General features: G+C 46.7%; 15 protein-coding genes. 9 read left to right on the top strand and 6 right to left on the bottom strand.

The annotated features are described in order from the left end of the window. The first annotated feature begins 5 nt into the window (after positions 1–5). The 4 genes from ACYZ97_RS05535 to alaS all read left to right on the top strand — a co-directional run bounded on the left by ACYZ97_RS05535 (position 6) and on the right by alaS (position 6335). On the top strand, positions 6–1325 hold the full coding sequence (locus tag ACYZ97_RS05535) for a replication-associated recombination protein A (protein ID WP_473300471.1): 1320 nt from the start codon (positions 6–8) through the stop codon (positions 1323–1325). Positions 1326–1443: 118 nt separating this feature from the next. After that, a complete protein-coding gene (locus ACYZ97_RS05530; protein WP_473300470.1) occupies positions 1444–2115 on the top strand; it encodes a YiaD family glycine zipper/OmpA-like lipoprotein in 672 nt (223 codons plus the stop codon). A 225-nt stretch (positions 2116–2340) separates the two neighbouring features. Beyond that, positions 2341–3435, top strand: coding sequence for a recombinase RecA (recA, locus tag ACYZ97_RS05525; protein ID WP_473300469.1), 1095 nt, complete (start codon positions 2341–2343; stop codon positions 3433–3435). A 236-nt stretch (positions 3436–3671) separates the two neighbouring features. Further along, the gene (alaS, locus tag ACYZ97_RS05520) at positions 3672–6335 is read left to right on the top strand and encodes an alanine--tRNA ligase (RefSeq protein WP_473300468.1); all 2664 of its coding nucleotides are present in this window, start codon (positions 3672–3674) and stop codon (positions 6333–6335) included. 56 nt (positions 6336–6391) lie between these two features. Here alaS and ACYZ97_RS05515 read toward each other — a convergent pair whose 3' ends face one another. Beyond that, the gene (locus tag ACYZ97_RS05515; protein WP_473300467.1) at positions 6392–8215 is read right to left on the bottom strand and encodes a glucan ABC transporter ATP-binding protein/ permease; all 1824 of its coding nucleotides are present in this window, start codon (positions 8213–8215) and stop codon (positions 6392–6394) included. Between the two features lie 177 nt (positions 8216–8392). Between ACYZ97_RS05515 and ACYZ97_RS05510 the strand changes: the two genes are divergently transcribed. From ACYZ97_RS05510 to ACYZ97_RS05495, 4 genes are all read left to right on the top strand, one after another. Next, the gene (locus ACYZ97_RS05510; RefSeq protein WP_473300466.1) at positions 8393–9376 is read left to right on the top strand and encodes an RluA family pseudouridine synthase; all 984 of its coding nucleotides are present in this window, start codon (positions 8393–8395) and stop codon (positions 9374–9376) included. A gap of 13 nt (positions 9377–9389) precedes the next feature. Further along, entirely contained in the window at positions 9390–10052 is a 663-nt protein-coding gene (locus tag ACYZ97_RS05505) for an HAD-IA family hydrolase (protein ID WP_473300644.1), read from the top strand. Continuing rightward, positions 10045–10827 (top strand): ATP12 family chaperone protein, encoded by a 783-nt coding sequence (locus ACYZ97_RS05500; protein WP_473300465.1) that lies wholly within the window; start codon positions 10045–10047, stop codon positions 10825–10827. Before ACYZ97_RS05505 ends, ACYZ97_RS05500 begins: the two co-directional genes overlap by 8 nt. A 105-nt stretch (positions 10828–10932) precedes the next feature. Beyond that, a complete protein-coding gene (locus ACYZ97_RS05495; RefSeq protein WP_473300464.1) occupies positions 10933–11361 on the top strand; it encodes an organic hydroperoxide resistance protein in 429 nt (142 codons plus the stop codon). A gap of 66 nt (positions 11362–11427) precedes the next feature. Here the strand turns inward: ACYZ97_RS05495 and ACYZ97_RS05490 are convergent, their stop codons facing one another. From ACYZ97_RS05490 to ACYZ97_RS05475, 4 genes are all read right to left on the bottom strand, one after another. Continuing rightward, complete coding sequence (locus tag ACYZ97_RS05490; RefSeq protein WP_473300463.1) at positions 11428–11973, bottom strand: hypothetical protein; 546 nt, start codon at positions 11971–11973, stop codon at positions 11428–11430. Between the two features lie 19 nt (positions 11974–11992). Next, positions 11993–12559, bottom strand: coding sequence for a hypothetical protein (locus ACYZ97_RS05485; protein ID WP_473300462.1), 567 nt, complete (start codon positions 12557–12559; stop codon positions 11993–11995). Between the two features lie 156 nt (positions 12560–12715). Beyond that, positions 12716–14125, bottom strand: coding sequence for a type I glutamate--ammonia ligase (gene glnA / locus ACYZ97_RS05480; RefSeq protein WP_473300461.1), 1410 nt, complete (start codon positions 14123–14125; stop codon positions 12716–12718). Between the two features lie 38 nt (positions 14126–14163). Further along, positions 14164–14502, bottom strand: coding sequence for a P-II family nitrogen regulator (locus ACYZ97_RS05475; protein ID WP_473300460.1), 339 nt, complete (start codon positions 14500–14502; stop codon positions 14164–14166). 208 nt (positions 14503–14710) lie between these two features. On the opposite strand from ACYZ97_RS05475, the gene ACYZ97_RS05470 reads away from it, so the two are divergent. Then, positions 14711–16237 (top strand): NAD(P)H-hydrate dehydratase, encoded by a 1527-nt coding sequence (locus tag ACYZ97_RS05470; RefSeq protein ID WP_473300459.1) that lies wholly within the window; start codon positions 14711–14713, stop codon positions 16235–16237. An 83-nt stretch (positions 16238–16320) separates the two neighbouring features. Here ACYZ97_RS05470 and ACYZ97_RS05465 read toward each other — a convergent pair whose 3' ends face one another. After that, the gene (locus ACYZ97_RS05465) at positions 16321–17778 is read right to left on the bottom strand and encodes an FAD-binding oxidoreductase (RefSeq protein ID WP_473300458.1); all 1458 of its coding nucleotides are present in this window, start codon (positions 17776–17778) and stop codon (positions 16321–16323) included. Positions 17779–17786: the final 8 nt, after the last annotated feature.

Genomic DNA, 17786 nt, shown 5'->3' with positions numbered 1-17786 from the left:
GTGATATGAGCAACGATCTATTCGCAACTTCACTTGATCCGAAAGTCGACCGCAACCGTCCTCTGGCGGATCGTCTGCGCCCGGTCCATCTTGATGAAGTTACGGGGCAGGAACATCTGACAGGACCTGAAGGTGTGCTTCGACGCATGATTGATGCAGGGTCATTAGGCTCCATGGTTTTCTGGGGGCCTCCCGGTACTGGCAAGACAACAGTGGCTCGATTGCTGGCGAATGAAACCGATCTGGCTTTTGAGCAGATTTCGGCGATTTTTACCGGTGTTGCTGATCTCAAACGGGTTTTTGAGGGGGCGCGGGCAAGGCGCATGTCTGGCCGCCAGACCTTGCTGTTTGTGGATGAGATACATCGGTTTAACCGTGCCCAACAAGACAGCTTCCTGCCTGTGATGGAGGATGGCACTGTCATTCTTGTCGGCGCGACAACAGAAAATCCTTCTTTTGAACTCAACGCCGCTTTGTTGTCGCGGGCACGGGTTTTGACATTCAAACCGCATGATGATGGTAGTTTGTTTGTTTTATTGGAGAGAGCAGAAGCGGTTGAAGAGAAAAGATTGCCGCTTGATGATGATGCACGCGCGCTTTTGGTACAGATGGCTGATGGTGATGCGCGTGCGGTTTTGACATTGGCTGAAGAAGTTTGGCGGGCTGCTCGTAAGGACGAGGTCTTTGACGTTAAAAGTCTGCAAAATATTGTGCAGCGACGGGCGCCTGTTTACGACAAGGGACAGGATGGGCATTACAATCTTATTTCTGCATTGCATAAATCGGTTCGTGGTTCCGACCCGGATGCTGCCCTTTATTATCTGGCCCGTATGTTTGATGCGGGTGAGGATCCACTTTATATTGGCCGACGTCTTGTGCGCATGGCGGTTGAGGATATCGGTCTTGCCGATCCGAATGCGCTTGCCATATGTAATGCAGCCAAAGATGCTTATGATTATCTGGGATCGCCTGAGGGCGAACTGGCGTTGGCACAGGCATGCATCTATCTGGCCACTGCGCCCAAATCAAATGCTGCTTATGTCGCCTTTAATACGGCTATGCGTGTAGCGCGTGAAAATGGCTCATTGTTGCCTCCTAAACATATCCTGAATGCACCAACCAAATTGATGAAAAATGAAGGTTATAATGTCGGCTATCTTTATGATCACGATGAACCTGATGCTTTTTCAGGACAGGATTATTTTCCTGAAAAATTAGGGCGGCAGCATTTTTATCGTCCGCCGGATCGTGGATTTGAGCGAGAAATCAACAAGAGACTTGAGTGGTGGAATCGCCTACGTACGGAAAGACAGCAAAAAAAATAGATTTTATTTGCGCAAGAATCTTTTAAGGTTTTAAATCGAACAGTGATTACCTTTTTTGGCCATACTTTATCTTTATCGGAATATCGGGCGACAGGCTGATAAAAACTGGAGAAACAAAATGCTGAAGAAAATAACAATCCTTTGCTTGGCGGGTACGTTTTTGTCTGCTTGCATGACGACCGATCCTTATACGGGTGAACAGCATATATCCAAAACAGCCGGTGGTGCAGCTTTGGGTGCCGCCGCTGGTGCTTTAGGTGGACTATTTGTTGGTGGCTCCAGCCGTGCACAGCGTAATGCTGTACTGATCGGTGCTGGGGTTGGCGCTTTGGGTGGTGGTTTGATTGGTAATTATATGGATCGCCAGGAAGCGGAGCTTAGAGCGCAGCTTCAGGGAACCGGTGTGTCTGTTACCCGTAATGGCGACTATATCATTCTTAATATGCCAGGCAATGTAACATTCAATACCGATCAGGATGCGGTAAAATCGCAGTTCTATCCGGTGTTAAATTCTGTCGGCCTTGTTTTAAAAAAATATAACCAGTCATTGGTTGATGTAAATGGTTATACCGATTCGACCGGCAGCTTGCAGTATAATCAGGATCTCTCACAACGCCGTGCTTTATCTGTTGCCAATTACCTCAATAATCAGGGTATTGATGGTCGGCGTCTTTCTGTTGTCGGTTACGGCCCGTCAAACCCGATTGCCTCCAATGCAACTGCGGAAGGTCGCGCACAGAATCGTCGTGTTGAAATCCAGATTGCTCCTTTGCGTCAGGGTGGTTACTGATTCTATCCGATTGCTATGATGGCATGATGAAACCGCCTTTCGGGGCGGTTTTTTTTATCAAAAACCAAAAAATATTAAAACGTAAATAGAACATTAAAAGAACAAAATTTAAATATCATTTAAAATCAACAGTATAGCCATGTTGCAAAATGAGAACAAAAGAGGTACAAGAAGATTGTGGCAATACAGGCTTAAGGCTTCTCATAGGACAAGAGGGTAGTTAAAATGGCGCAAAATTCATTACGGCTGGTTGAGGATAATTCAGTGGATAAATCAAAGGCTTTGGACGCGGCACTTTCGCAGATTGAACGTTCTTTTGGTAAAGGCTCGATCATGCGTCTTGGCCAGAATGACAAGGTTGTAGAAATTGAAACTGTACCAACCGGTTCCTTGTCTCTGGATATTGCTTTGGGTGTTGGTGGTTTGCCAAAGGGACGTATTGTCGAAATCTACGGACCGGAAAGTTCAGGTAAAACGACATTGGCGCTGCATACAATTGCTGAGGCCCAAAAACGTGGCGGCATTTGTGCTTTTGTTGATGCTGAACACGCTCTTGATCCGGTTTATGCTCGCAAACTTGGCGTTGATCTTGAAAACCTGCTGATTTCGCAGCCGGATACCGGCGAGCAAGCCTTGGAAATTACCGATACATTAGTACGTTCGGGCGCTATTGATGTTCTCGTGGTGGATTCTGTTGCCGCTTTAACGCCACGTGCTGAAATTGAGGGCGAAATGGGTGATTCACTCCCCGGTCTTCAGGCTCGTTTGATGAGTCAGGCTCTGCGTAAACTAACGGCTTCAATTTCACGTTCAAATTGTATGGTTATTTTTATCAACCAGATTCGTATGAAAATCGGTGTTATGTTTGGTTCGCCAGAAACGACAACGGGTGGTAATGCGTTGAAGTTTTATGCGTCTGTCCGTCTTGATATCCGTCGTATCGGTGCTTTGAAAGAGCGTGATGAGGTTATTGGTAACCAGACCCGCGTGAAGGTTGTTAAAAACAAGTTGGCGCCTCCCTTCAAGCAGGTCGAATTTGACATCATGTATGGTGAAGGCATTTCAAAGCTGGGTGAATTGGTCGATCTCGGTGTTAAAGCCGGCGTTGTTGAAAAATCGGGTGCTTGGTTCTCTTATAATTCACAGCGTATGGGGCAGGGACGTGAAAATGCCAAAACGTTCTTACGTGAAAACCCTGAAATTGCTGAGGAAATCGAAACAGCATTGCGCCAGAATGCAGGTTTGATTGCATCGGAATTACTTGAAAATGGTGGTCCTGATGCACAAAATTCTGATATTGAAGAGAGTGAAGCGGTGTAAGCACCTGTTTTAAGGTGTGTGTATTGCGTACCGTTTTATACCCCGTTGGCCTTTTGGTCGGCGGGGTTTTCTCTTGTCTGGTTGCATAGAAAGTTTTCCGGATATGGAGTGAAAAACGGTTTCCTCAACGCTGGAAATGCTCTAAAAGCAGCAGGGAATTAAGTTGAGCTATGTCAGTTTATTGCTCTATAGCTCTGATTGTTTTGATTGCTTACGGGCGTTATACAGGTGTTTTTATGAATAGCGTTAATGATATTCGCTCGACATTTCTTGATTATTTTAATCGCAATGGTCATGAAGTCGTATCTTCAAGTCCATTGGTGCCGCGTAATGATCCGACATTGATGTTTACCAATGCGGGTATGGTACAGTTCAAGAATGTCTTTACCGGTTTTGAGCAACGACCTTATAGCCGTGCAACAACGTCGCAAAAATGCGTTCGTGCAGGTGGTAAGCATAATGATCTGGATAATGTAGGTTATACGGCTCGTCATCATACTTTTTTTGAGATGCTTGGTAATTTTTCCTTCGGGGATTATTTCAAGGAAGAAGCGATCTCTTTGGCTTGGAACCTTTTGACCAAGGAATTTGCCCTTCCGAAGGAAAAGCTTCTTGTTACCGTCTATCATACGGATGATGATGCGGCATTGCTTTGGAAGAAGATTGCCGGTCTTAGTGATGAAAAAATTATCCGCATTACAACGAACGATAATTTTTGGGCAATGGGTGATACGGGGCCTTGCGGTCCATGTTCTGAAATATTTTATGATCATGGTGACAAGATCTGGGGCGGACCACCGGGAAGTGCGGATGAGGATGGCGATCGCTTCATTGAAATTTGGAACCTTGTTTTTATGCAATATGAACAGGTTACAAAGGAAGAGCGTGTTGATTTACCCAAGCCTTCTATTGATACGGGTATGGGATTGGAGCGTGTCGCAGCTGTTTTACAAGGTGTTCATGATAATTATGACATCGATCTGTTTAAAACATTGATCAGGGCTTCAGAAGACGCAACCGGTATCAAGGCTGAGGGTGATTTTACAGCCAGTCATCGTGTGATTGCTGACCATTTGCGTTCATCTGCGTTTTTGATTGCCGATGGGGTGTTGCCGTCCAATGAAGGACGCGGCTATGTCTTGCGCCGTATTATGCGTCGTGCCATGCGTCATGCCCAGCTTCTTGGGGCAAAAGATCCGTTGATGTATCGTCTTCTGCCGACATTGGTGCGCGAAATGGGGCAGGCTTATCCTGAACTTTTACGTGCTGAATCTCTGATTTCTGAAACATTGAAATTAGAAGAGACGCGTTTTCGTAAAACCTTGGAACGTGGTCTGGGGCTTCTCAATGAAGCCACGGATAAATTGAGAGATGGCGATCAGCTAGATGGTGAAGTCGCTTTCAAACTCTATGATACTTATGGTTTTCCGCTTGATCTTACGCAGGATGCCTTACGTCGTCGTAATATCGGTGTCGATACAGATTCTTTTAGCAAGGCTATGGAACGCCAGAAAGCCGAAGCCCGTGCCAACTGGTCGGGATCGGGGGAGGCGGCAACTGAAGCCATCTGGTTTGCTGTCCGTGAAAAAACGGGTGCTACCGAATTTTTGGGCTATGAGACTGAAAAAGCTGAAGCTGTTGTCACCGCGATTGTCCATAATGGCAAGATGGTGGATAATATTGGCGAGGGACAGCAGGCTATGTTGGTTTTAAACCAGACACCTTTTTATGGTGAATCAGGTGGCCAGCTTGGTGATACGGGTCGTATTGAAGGCGATGGTTTTGCTTTCGAGGTTGAAGACACCCAGAAAAAAGCGGATGGCGTATTTATCCATATTGGTAAAGTCGTCAAAGGCAAGATTGCTGTTGCTAATCAGGCGATCCTTTTTGTCGATCATAAGCGGCGAAGTAAAATTCGTGCCAATCACTCGGCAACCCATTTATTACATGAGGCCCTGCGTGAAACATTAGGATCCCATGTGGCGCAGAAGGGATCGCTTGTATCACCAGATCGTTTGCGATTTGATTTTTCCCATCCTAAGCCGATTTCGGGAGATGAGCTCAAGATCATTGAAGATCTGGCAAATGAGATTGTTTTGCAAAATACCAAGGTCACAACCCGCTTGATGGCGGTTGATGATGCTATTGCAGAAGGCGCAATGGCGCTTTTTGGTGAAAAATATGGTGATGAAGTGCGTGTTGTCTCGATGGGACATCAATTGGATGGGCATGAACAACAAAATCGTGCATGGTCGGTCGAGCTTTGCGGCGGTACACACGTGCGTCGTACCGGCGATATCGGTCTTATTCGTATTGTCTCGGAAAGTGCAGTAGCCGCCGGTGTTCGCCGTATTGAGGCGCTTACAGGTATGGCGGCACGCCAATATCTTGCCATGCAGGATGCACGTGTTCATGATATTGCATCAAGTCTGAAAACCACGTCGCAAGATGCAGTAGAGCGTGTGCGTATCTTGATGGATGAACGTCGCAAATTGGAAAAAGAGCTGAATGATGCACGCAAGCAGCTGGCACTGAGTGGTGACGGTTCCGACCAAAAGGGAGGGAACGATATTGAACAGATCAATGGCGTTGCCTTTATGGGGCGTGTTGTTAGCGGTGTTAGTCCGAGAGATCTCAAGCCATTGACAGATGAAGGCAAAAACCGTGTGAAATCCGGTGTCGTTGCCTTTATCGGGGTAGCCGAAGATGGAAAGGCCAGTGCTGTTGTCGGTGTGACCGATGATCTGGTTGGAAAATATAGCGCCGTGGATCTGGTTCGCATTGCTTCGAATGCGCTTGGCGGGCAGGGCGGTGGTGGACGTCCCGATATGGCCCAGGCCGGTGGCCCTGATGGGGATAAGGCTGAAGCCGCTATTCAAGCTATACGGCAGGCTTTATAAGATAAAAATATAGATTGAATAAAAGGCGTGTCTTTGACACGCCTTTTTTGTCGTGGCTATTGCCGATCAATCAAACGCTTTTTTAGCGGAAGCGGAACAACATTATTGGGTGTTTTTTGTACACTTTTTTCTTCTGGCGTCTCATCAATGGTTAGACCTCCAGCTTTAAGCAGTGCGGCAAAACGGCCTTTCTTGCGGGCAAGCTTGTCAAAGCTTCCTTTTTCAATCAGGCGACCGCGATCCATAAACAGTACCAGATCGGCATTCCGCACGGTTGAAAGGCGATGTGCAATAATGATTGTTGTGCGATTATGGCTCACCGTATCAATAGCTTCTTTGACGCGGGCTTCAGTTTCAACATCAAGCGCGCTTGTTGCTTCGTCTAGCACTAGAATAGGTGCATTCTTCAATACGGCACGGGCAATGGCCAAGCGCTGGCGTTCCCCACCCGATAAAAGCGAGCCGCGCTCACCAACGCCAGTATCATAGCCATTACTTTTTGCCTGAATAAAATCATCGGCAGCAGCAGCTTTTGCAGCTTCATGGAGCTCGGATTCGCTGGCATCGCGCCGCCCAACAGCAATATTTTCTCGAATGGAGCGATTAAATAGGCCTGCGTCTTGAAAGACTGTTGCCATGGCATTGCGCAGAGACGCACGATTGACGCTTCTTGTATCGATACCGTCAATTTTGATTTGACCAATGGCCGGATCATAGACACGCTGCAGCAGATTGATCAGCGTTGTTTTACCAGCGCCTGTAGGTCCGACAATGGCAATGGTCTGGCCCGGTTTGATCTTGAAGCTGATATCATAAATGCCAACACCGCTATTGGCGAATTCATGGGTAACATGATCGAAGCGGATTTCGCCTTTGACATTTTCCAGCGAAGGCAGGTCTTTGGGCTCCTGTGCATCAATGGTGGAATCCATCATTTCGTAGAACTCATCAAGCTTGGCACGATTGGAACCGATCAGATTGACAAAATTACTGATCTGGTCAAGCTGGCCAATCATCATCTGGGCAAAAAAAACAAAAGTTACCACACTACCGATTTTAATCTGTCCTTTGGTCACCAGATAGGAGCCGAGTGCAATAACCAGAATCATGGTGATGGTCGAGGCCATACGGTTGAGACCAGAAGCTAACGCCCACCAGTTAAGGACAGGATATTGTGCCGTGAGCACATTTTTACTGTTTTGGGCCAATGTTTCGGTTTCAAGATCAATGCGGTTATAGCTTTGAACGACCGACACATTGGAGATGGAGTCGCTTACATGCTCGAAAAGTGTATGATGATATTTCTCAACGGCGGATTGACCGTCTTTTGTTTTTTGCATCACCAGACGGGCGATCATGATATAAATGATGCCCAGTGAAACGAGAACAGCCGACAGGCGATAATCCATCTTGACTGCAACAACGAGCATGATGACAAGCTGGACAATCATCACCAGATGCTGGCGCATGAATTCAAGCCACATGGTAAACATGGCATCTGTTGCACGTAACATTGTATGTAGTGCATTGGATGTGCCTCGTTGTTGGTGCCATGCCAGCGGCATCGTGATGATACGCTCATAGGATTCACGCAATACGCCCAGTTTGCGCCGATGGGCGAGCCGGTCTGCCCCGCGCGCAACCAGAACGGTGGCGATAATACTGAAAATGCCGAGTGCGGTCCATTCAATCAAGGGTGGAATGACATTGGAAAACGTCAGTGCTTTTTCTTTGAGGATATTGATGATATCGCCAAAGAGCATTGGAATGTAGACCATGATGATGGCGAGCGCTATATTGGCGGCGCAAATTAGCAAAGCTGCATTTTTTTCTTTTTCAAGATATGAAATAGCCCGCTTGTAGGTTCCAAATAATGTCACGCTGTTCTCCATCAAAGATCGTTATCGTTATAGCGACCAAGGGCTTAATATAATGTGCGCTAGTGTGTTAATTGTGGTGTGAGAAACCAATTTTGGATACGTATTGTAACGTCTTGTGATAAACAATCTCGTAATTGCTTTCTCTTAGTGGTAAACAGCGCCCAAAGGAAAAAGAATATGGCTGGCGTTGAGCAAAAAAAAATCGAAAATGATGAAAATGGTATGCGTTTAGACCGCTGGTTCAAGGTGCATTATCCGGGGTTGGGATTCGGGCATTTACAAAAGCTTCTGCGTTCAGGACAGATTCGTGTCGATGGCAAACGTGCCAAATCCGATACGCGCCTGGAAGTCGGGCAGTTGATGCGTATTCCGCCTTTGGGAGTTGATGAAAAGTCGAAAGTGCCGCTAACGGCGCGTACAATGCGCTCTCAGGATGATGGCGATGTATTAAAGCAGATGCTGATTTATGAGGATGCCAAGGTTTTTGTTTTGAATAAACCGGCGGGGCTTGCCGTGCAAGGCGGTTCGGGTGTCTCGCGCCATGTTGATGGCATGCTGGAGGCATGGCGAAACAAAAAGGGTGAAAAGCCACGTCTTGTGCATCGTCTTGATCGTGATACCTCAGGTGTTTTGGTGATTGCACGTACAAGAGGGGCGGCACAAGCCTTGACGGCGGCTTTCCGTGCACGGGAAACAAAAAAGACTTATTGGGCATTGGTTCGTGGGGTGCCGAAGAAAAAACAGGATAAGATATCAACGTGGCTGGTCAAGGAATCAACACCGGATGGTGATAAGATGCGTGTATGTGAACATGGTGAACCAGATTCTGATCATGCTGTTTCGCATTACCGTGTGATTGATACGGCTGGTCGTACATTGTCATGGTTGGAGATGGAGCCTTACACGGGACGTACACACCAGTTGCGTGTTCATGCGGCTTTTATTGACCACCCGATCATCGGTGACCCGAAATATTTTTTTGCTGATACTAATTGGGATATGCCCGGAGGCATACAGAACCGGCTGCATCTGCATGCGCGGCGTATTCGTATTCCCAATCCATCCGGTGGTATGATTGATGTAACGGCGCCGCTTCCACCCCATATGGTACAGAGTTTCAATCTTTTGGCCTTTGACGAGGTGGATGGTGACGAAGACTGAGATGCAGAAGGAGCTGCAACTGGTTCTTTTCGATTGCGATGGTACGCTGGTTGATAGCGCAGTTTTTATACAGCGCTGTATGGAAGAAACTTTTCGGTCATTTGATTATTCGCTGCCAAGCTTTGAAGCAACTCGTGCGATTATCGGCTTGTCGCTTGATAAGGCCATTGCGGTTTTGTTGCAAAAGCCGGTTGATAAAGAAGTTCAAGCAATGGTCGTTTGTTATAAGCAAACTTATCATGCATTGCGTACACGCAATGAAATCAAAGAAAAGCTTTATACCGGCATTCAAGAGCTTATTGATATATTATCCGTGAACGATCATATCCTGTTAGGTGTTGTGACTGGAAAATCACGTCGCGGGGTCGAGGTTATCTCGAAAGAGCATGGTCTTGACTGTTTTGTTGTTGTGCGTACGGCAGATGATTGTCCTTCCAAACCCCATCCGGCTATGGTGCTTGAATGTTGTATCCAAACTGGCATTGATCCGGAACGAACATGGGTTGTTGGTGATTCAATTTATGATATGGAAATGGCAAAGGCTGCAAAGGCAAAACCGATCGGGGTTATGTGGGGCTATCATTCGGCTGATGCTCTGAGAAATGCCGGTGCGCTTGACGTTCTTGAACGGCCCATGGATTTACTTCAATATTTGGAACAGAAAAATCATGCGTGATATTTTGCAAGACCTTGATGATGGTGGCGAAGAACGTGATGCCTTGAGTAAGGCGCGTGAACACGCTCGCACAAAACTGCCTAAAAAGTTTTATGAGGTGGTTGAACTGCGTGAACTGGATGATTCTTTTGGCGTATTTTTGGATGGGCAGGCGGTCAAAACACCGGCACGCCGCGATCTGAAGCTGGTGAATACTGCTTTAGGGCAATTGGTTGCTGATGAATTCACGATACAGGTCGATGTGATCGATCCGTCAAAAATGCCCATTACGCGGCTTGTGAATACAGTTGTTGATGGCATGATTGATGATATGCAACCGGTGAAAGAAGATTTGTTGCGGTTTGTGGCTAGCGATATGCTTTTTTATCGTGCCGATAGCCCCAAAGAGCTGGTCGAACGTCAGAACAAACAGTGGGATCCGATTATTGATTGGGCTGCGACGCGTTTTGGTGCTCGCTTTATTTTAGGTGAGGGGGTTATGCATGTCGAACAGCCGCGCGAGGCAATCGGTGCACTAGGTGCCCATATACAGCAAATTACGTCTCCCTTTCGTCTTGCCGCGATTCATACAATGGCCAGTTTGACAGGCTCCGGCCTTCTGGCTCTTGCTTTGGCCGATGGTACTATCAGTGTTCATGACGCATGGAAAATAGCCCATCTGGATGAAGATTGGACGATTGAACATTGGGGTGAGGACGAAGAGGCGATGGCACGCCGCCGTTATCGTGAGGCAGAAATGATTGCGGCTGCCGCTGTATTGGAAGCAGTCTCTTAAAAAAGTAATCGGTCAAACTTTGCTTTGACGTAGGGTTGATTTCGGCGCATGATCTTGGAATAGGCATAACAATATCCATGTTCACTTGTTTTAAGGAGATTCTTGATGACCCCAACTGTTATTTATAAAACAAAAGTCAAGGTTGAAGGTGGTCGTAATGGTCATGTAAGATCACAAGACGGTACTGTTGATCTCCAACTGGTTGTACCGAAGGAAATGGGCGGCGATGGTCGTGTCGGCGCTAATCCTGAAACGTTGTTTGCTGCAGGTTATGCGGCCTGTTTTGAAGGAGCAGCCCGATTGGCAGCACAAAAATCCGGTTTTACAGTTGGCGAGGGCAGTTATGTCGAGGCGGAAGTGGGGATTGGGCCACGTAAGGCCGGCGGCTTTCAGCTGGCTGTCGAGTTGACGGTTCATCTTGAGGGTTTGGATAAACAGCAGGCTGAGCTTGCCGTTCACACAGCACATAATGAAATATGCCCTTATTCACATGCCACGCGCGGTAATGTAGATGTTGTGATTAAAGTGGTTTGACCTGATCGTATCAAAAAATCCGCCCCCTTGTTTAAGGGGGCGGATGAATAGTTTGGGCTATTTTACTTATTCGATCGGTGTTGTAACAGGCGCTGCCAGATTGATCTTGGCAAAACCCGGATAAGTTTCTTCTAGAGCTGCTTTTTGCCCGCCGCCTTGATTGCCGATCAGATACCATGTGCCATTTTCAAGAATGGCGACGGCTTGTGTATCTACTTTGAATTTTTTGCCAGAAGCTTCGCCGGTTTGAGAGATTGGAATAATGTAATAGGGATCACCATTATCAAATTCGCCGGCTTTTTTCTGGCTGAGGTCATATTTTGTTTCTGAAATCTTGACCTGTTGTGCCATGGCGGAAACTTGCTGATTCATCATTTGCATGAACTCGTCTTCGCTTTTACCTGTCATAGCTGCAAATTTTGTCAATGCTTTTGGCGGAATGCTTTGTGTGATGGCTTTGAGCATCTCACCCTTATCCATCAAGCTGGCGATATCCTGAGCTGTCTGTGCTAGGGCTTTGTCTTCTGCTTCTGTGGCAGGACGGGCTTGGGCGATTGAACAGCCAAGCGCGAAGATCATAGCTGCGAGAGTTGTTTTCTTCATCAAAGTCATTGACTATATTCCTCTTGTTTTATTTATTGGATTTTGCTGGCGCTGCTTGTGGTGCAGGGACAACGATTTTTTCAAAGCCTGGAAAAACACTTTTCATAATGGCAGAGAATTGTTGGTTATCGGCTCGAACTAGATACCAGCGATTGCTGATATTCAGGGCTACGATGGTACTTTTGACATCAATGCGGCCTTTTTCCGGCGTGGTAACACGGGCAGAAAAAGGCAATAGGGCATAAGGATCACCATTGTCGAGATTGCCGATACTTTTTTCTTTAAGGTTGATATCTATATTTTCAATAACAGCTTTTGAAACGAATAAGATCAGCTGATTATAGATAGCTTGGCGAATCTGGTCTGGGGTGACATTGGCTTTTTTGGCTAGTGCGTTGATCGCTTGTGGTGGATAGGCATCCATAAGCACTTTGATATTTTTGCTTTGTAGTGCGTTTTTGTAAGATTCGCTCGTCTCTTCAAGTTGCTTTAGGTCATTATCATCAAGTGGTCGGGCATGAAGCGGCGAAATGGATATGAAGAAACTTATGATCAGAAGCAAAGCCGTTTTGCAATGCGGGAAAGAAAATAGCATCAAGAAGAGCTTTCGTTAAAAGCAAAAGTAGAGGCAGGTATATAATCCCGCTATAGGAGCTTGTAACGCAAGACTTATAAAAGGCAAATGGAAAAGAGCGGTTGTCCGCAGTGTAAACAGAAAAGGAAAGGGGGCAAAACACGCCCCCTTTATTGATTATACCGAATAATACATGTCGAATTCGACAGGATGCGGTGTCATTTCAAAGCGCATGACTTCTTGCATTTTCAATTCGATGAATGAATCAATCTGGTCGTCGGCAAAAACATCGCCAGCTTTCAGGAAGGCACGATCCTTGTCCAGCGACTGTAGGGCTTCACGTAGAGAACCGCAAACAGTCGGGATCTTTTTCAATTCTTTTGGCGGAAGATCATAAAGATCCTTATCCATTGCCGGACCAGGATGGATTTTGTTTTTGATACCGTCAAGACCGGCCATCAAAATGGCTGCAAAAGCCAGATAAGGATTGGCAGTCGGATCCGGGAAGCGGACTTCAACACGTTTGGAGTTAGGTGATGAACCAAATGGAATACGGCACGATGCCGAACGGTTACGTGCAGAATAGGCTAATAGAACCGGTGCTTCATAACCAGGAACCAGACGTTTGTAGGAGTTGGTTGACGGGTTGGTGAAAGCGTTAATGGCCTTGGCATGTTTGATGATGCCGCCGATGAAGAACAGACAGGTTTCAGAAAGGCCTGCATATTCATTGCCAGCAAAAGTCGGCTTGCCGTCTTTCCAGATCGACATATGGACATGCATACCCGAGCCGTTGTCGCCAAAGATCGGTTTCGGCATGAAGGTTGCTGTCTTGCCGTAGCTGTTGGCTGTCTGATGGACGACATATTTAAAAATCTGCATCTTGTCGGCTTCACGCACCAATGTATCGAAGCGGATGCCAAGTTCGTGCTGGGCCGCTGCCACTTCATGGTGGTGCTTTTCAACGCGTACGCCCATTTCTGTCAGGGCGGTCAGCATTTCGGAACGCATATCCTGACATGAATCAATGGGAGGAACAGGGAAGTAACCGCCTTTGACGCGAGGGCGATGAGCGAGGTTGCCCATTTCATATTCGGTGTCGTCATTGGATGGCAATTCTGATGAGTCAAGCTTGAACCCTGTGTTGTATGGTTCATTTTTGAAACGAACATCATCAAAGATGAAGAATTCGGCTTCCGGACCAACGTTGACTGTGTCGCCAAGACCGAGCGATTTCATATAGGCCTCGGCTTTTTTGGCTGTGGAACGCGGATCGCGTTCATAAGATTCACCGGAGATCGGGTCAAGGATGTCACACATGATGACCAGTGTCGACTGGGCAAAAAAGGGATCAATATGGGCGGTTGCCGGATCAGGCATCAATACCATGTCGGATTCATTGATTGCTTTCCAGCCGGCAATGGAAGAGCCGTCAAACATGACGCCATCTGCGAACATGTCCTCATTGACTTCGGCTATATCCATTGTGACGTGGTGTAATTTGCCTTTTGGGTCGGTAAAACGAAGATCAACGAAGCGTATGTCGTTGTCTTTGATTTGTTTCATAATGTCACTTGCAGTCGTCATGATGTTTTCCTTGTTAAATGACCGATTGTCTTTGATGATTAAATGGCATCGACACCGGATTCTCCGGTACGGATACGAATAACTTCTTCAATATTCGATACGAATATTTTACCGTCGCCTATGCGGCCTGTCTGGGCGGCCTTCCGAATGGCCTCAATCGCGGCTTCGACTGTTTCATCGGCAACAACAACTTCGACTTTTACCTTGGGTAGGAAGTCGACAACATATTCGGCACCGCGATAAAGTTCAGTATGGCCTTTTTGTCGCCCGAAACCTTTGGCTTCGGTAACTGTAATACCTTGCAAGCCGACTTCTTGCAGCGCTTCCTTGACTTCATCAAGTTTGAACGGCTTGATGATGGCTTCGATCTTTTTCATATGAAAACAGCCTCCATGGTTTAAACTCTGCGCGTTAAAGCGCACCTACTCATATGTAAGCATAAATCATGCCAGTTTGAAAGTATGCTGGAAATTCGGCGTTTTTGGCTCGGTAGAAATATGCTTCTTGTGTTTTTGTTTGTTTTTTGAAACTATTTTATTTGGGCGTGATTAAATTTTAGGCATTTTGAATGTTTTTGAGGCTGTGATGGATTTTTATCGTGTGAATGGTCATGATGAGCGGTTGCTGTCACCGGAACAAATGGCAGAGGCTGATCGATACACGATCGAAAATGGCTGTTTGAGTGGTTATGATCTCATGCAGCGGGCAGCCTATGGTGTGGCAGATTGTGTCTGGAAACATTATGCGTCTGCACAGAGTGTTGCGGTTCTTTGTGGCGGTGGCAATAATGGGGGAGACGGTTATGCTGCGGCTGAAATTTTACGTCGTTCCTGTGTGATGGTGACGTGCTATCAATTGAAAATGCCAAGAACAGGAACTGATGCAGCGCAAGCTTTTCAAAATTGGCAGGGAGAGACCAGGCCGTTTGAGCAGTTCAAGGTTGATGAACATGATCTTGTTATTGATGCGCTTTTCGGCGCAGGGCTTGATCGCGCGCTTGATGAGTGCATTGGTGACCTGATTAAAGCAATCCATCATAATCATAATAGAGAAGGCCAGAATATAAGTGTTATTGCCGTTGATTTACCAAGTGGTGTTTCAGGGGCAACAGGCATAATAAAGGGAAGTGCGTTCCGGGCAGATCATACAGTAACATTTTTCCGGTTAAAGCCCGGTCATGTTCTTTATCCCGGGCGTGATTATTGTGGCGAAATCCATGTTGTCGATATCGGTATTTCTCCAGATGTTCTGCGTCAGATCCATAGTAATGCCAAGCTTAATATACGGCCACAATTGCCTATTCTCAATTATGATGTTCACAAATACCAACGTGGTCATGTGGCCGTTTTTTCAGGGCCGGAATTCATGACTGGCGCATCGCGTCTGGCTGCACAGGCTGCAATGCGGGCAGGAGCGGGGGCTGTAACATTGTTGGGTGATAAACAGGCTTTGCGAATTCATGCTGCGCATGTCACTTCAATCATGCTGCATGGCTATGAAACAACGGACGATGCCCTAGAATTCTTGCGCAAGCGCAAGGTCAGGGTTGTCATTCTTGGTCCGGGTTTTGTCGATGCTGCGAAAGCTAGAGAGCTTGTCTTGGCGATACTGGAGACAGAGATTATTCAATCCCTTGTTCTTGATGCGGATGCCCTTACCGCTTTTGAAGGACGAACGGATGAATTGTTTGAAGCGATCCGGCAATCGGCGGTTCAGGTTGTTTTAACGCCGCATGAGGGTGAATTTTTGCGTCTTTTCCCCGATCTATCGAAAACCTCTCTCTCCCGTATTGAGAAGGCAAAGGCTGCGGTAGGAAGATGTAACGGTGCAACATTGGTCTATAAAGGGGCAGATACGATTATTGCTTGTGGTTCATTAGCGTCGATTAACACAAATGGCACGTCCTATCTGGCGACAGCAGGTTCCGGTGATGTATTGTCTGGGTTGGTTGGTGGATTGTCTGCGTCCGGTAGAGCTGCTTCTATCGCGGCCAAAGAAGCCGTTTATATTCATGCCGAGGCTGCCCGATCTGTTGGGGTGGGGCTAATAGCGGATGATCTGGTTGAAGCGATTCCAACAGTTTTATCATCGCTTGCTGAGGAGAGATTATAAGTTGTAAGTGTGGCACATATATTGAATTCAGATGATACGTATTCTTGTTTATTGCAAAGCCGGATTAATTTACACAGCAGGCCTTAGATTTGCTCCAGATAGGTTTTCCATAATGCGTTGGAAAAGCGTTGTGATGGATCGTACATTCGTTTGAGAGCTGCAAATTCGTGTGCTTTGGGAAAGGCTTGAGCGAATTGATCTTCCGTTGCATGCAGACGATAGGTCGGGTAGTAGCTGCCGCCCAATTCCAGTGCTTTGGAAATCATGGTGCGAGTGATGGCGGCCATATCTTCTTCTGCTTTTTGTGTTTTTTTCTGGCTGAAAAGCATGACAGCGGCAATGCGCTCACCGGCAGCATAGCTGAGCAATGTTTCATGATCTTCAACAACATAGCGCAGGGTGATGTTGAGGAGCTGTTGCTTTGATGCACGGATGATTTGGTGTGCGCTTTTTAAAAACTCGCCTAATTGGGTGGGGGGGATGAAATATTCATGCAATATATCGCTACGCTTTGGGTTTTTGTCTGCCAATACAGCGTAGGGAACATTGAGCAGGCTGTTACGTGTTGTCGGTGCTGTTGATAAAAATGGCTGGATATCTGTTTCAAGAAACCACCGCATTTTTTTCATGGGCTCGGATCCAACCTGTTTGCGCAATATGGGTTTGGTTGCCTTGTCTATAAGACCCGCACCTGTAACCGGTTTCAGATTCTGCTGGTCATCGTCGAGATGATAGCTGATCAGCATGGCCTGCTCAAAACCGCGGGAGAGGCTTATGTCGACGCGGCCATAGGCCATGTTGATGTTTGGGTTGTTGTGTATTTCTTTGACAAAATACGGGCCAATATCGGCACTTGGTATTTCGTCAAATCGGGCAACAAGCTTTTGGTTTGGTACCAGTTCGATTTCTACATCGACAATAATACCCATAAGACCGTAGCCGCCAATAGCAGCATGAAAAAGATGCGCGTTTTTATTTCGACTGCAATAGATGACGTTGCCGGATGCCATCATCAGGTTGAAGCTTTTGATGCTGTTAGTAAATTGTCCCCAAGGCACAGCCCATCCATGAGCATTGGCCGATAGGGTGCCGCCCACTGAAAAATCATTATTGGATTGCATGATTTTGGGTGAAAGCCCCAGTTTGTCAAGAATGGGAATAATCCTGTTCCAACACATGCCGCCACTGACAGAGGCTGTTTGTGCTGCTTGGTCTATATTGATCCAGCCATTTTTAAAGAGGGCGAGATCGCCATTTTTAGGAATAGCCTGTCCGCCCATACTGTGTAAGGCACCAGCAGTGAGAAAAGGAACATCGGCTTTTTGAGCATTGTAAAGGACGTTGCGTAAGGCAATGATTGCTTTTTCTTTTTGGTCGGCAGCAATATTTTCGATATGGTGTAGGGGTGTCCAATTGAGACCGCTTGCATCATTAATTCCGACACTTGCCAAAGCCGGGTGGCTTAAAAAAGGGGTGGCAATCGATGATAGGCCGAATGCCGTTCCCTGTTTTAAAAATTGTCGCCGTCCCCGCTTGAACATAATCAGGC

Source organism: Bartonella sp. bp_1 (assembly GCF_055808085.1).
Note: the sequence above shows the minus strand (reverse complement) of the source record. Positions and strands in the feature narration are given on the sequence as shown.

What these genes read in the sequence shown, in the direction of transcription:
- ACYZ97_RS05535 (WP_473300471.1), top strand. Translation starts at nt 6, where the DNA reads ATGAGCAACGATCTATTCGCAACTTCACTTGATCCGAAAGTCGACCGC.
- ACYZ97_RS05530 (WP_473300470.1), top strand. Translation starts at nt 1,444, where the DNA reads ATGCTGAAGAAAATAACAATCCTTTGCTTGGCGGGTACGTTTTTGTCT.
- recA (WP_473300469.1), top strand. Translation starts at nt 2,341, where the DNA reads ATGGCGCAAAATTCATTACGGCTGGTTGAGGATAATTCAGTGGATAAA.
- alaS (WP_473300468.1), top strand. Translation starts at nt 3,672, where the DNA reads ATGAATAGCGTTAATGATATTCGCTCGACATTTCTTGATTATTTTAAT.
- ACYZ97_RS05510 (WP_473300466.1), top strand. Translation starts at nt 8,393, where the DNA reads ATGGCTGGCGTTGAGCAAAAAAAAATCGAAAATGATGAAAATGGTATG.
- ACYZ97_RS05500 (WP_473300465.1), top strand. Translation starts at nt 10,045, where the DNA reads ATGCGTGATATTTTGCAAGACCTTGATGATGGTGGCGAAGAACGTGAT.
- ACYZ97_RS05495 (WP_473300464.1), top strand. Translation starts at nt 10,933, where the DNA reads ATGACCCCAACTGTTATTTATAAAACAAAAGTCAAGGTTGAAGGTGGT.
- ACYZ97_RS05490 (WP_473300463.1), bottom strand. Translation starts at nt 11,973, where the DNA reads ATGACTTTGATGAAGAAAACAACTCTCGCAGCTATGATCTTCGCGCTT.
- ACYZ97_RS05485 (WP_473300462.1), bottom strand. Translation starts at nt 12,559, where the DNA reads ATGCTATTTTCTTTCCCGCATTGCAAAACGGCTTTGCTTCTGATCATA.
- glnA (WP_473300461.1), bottom strand. Translation starts at nt 14,125, where the DNA reads ATGACGACTGCAAGTGACATTATGAAACAAATCAAAGACAACGACATA.
- ACYZ97_RS05475 (WP_473300460.1), bottom strand. Translation starts at nt 14,502, where the DNA reads ATGAAAAAGATCGAAGCCATCATCAAGCCGTTCAAACTTGATGAAGTC.
- ACYZ97_RS05470 (WP_473300459.1), top strand. Translation starts at nt 14,711, where the DNA reads ATGGATTTTTATCGTGTGAATGGTCATGATGAGCGGTTGCTGTCACCG.
- ACYZ97_RS05465 (WP_473300458.1), bottom strand. Translation starts at nt 17,778, where the DNA reads ATGTTCAAGCGGGGACGGCGACAATTTTTAAAACAGGGAACGGCATTC.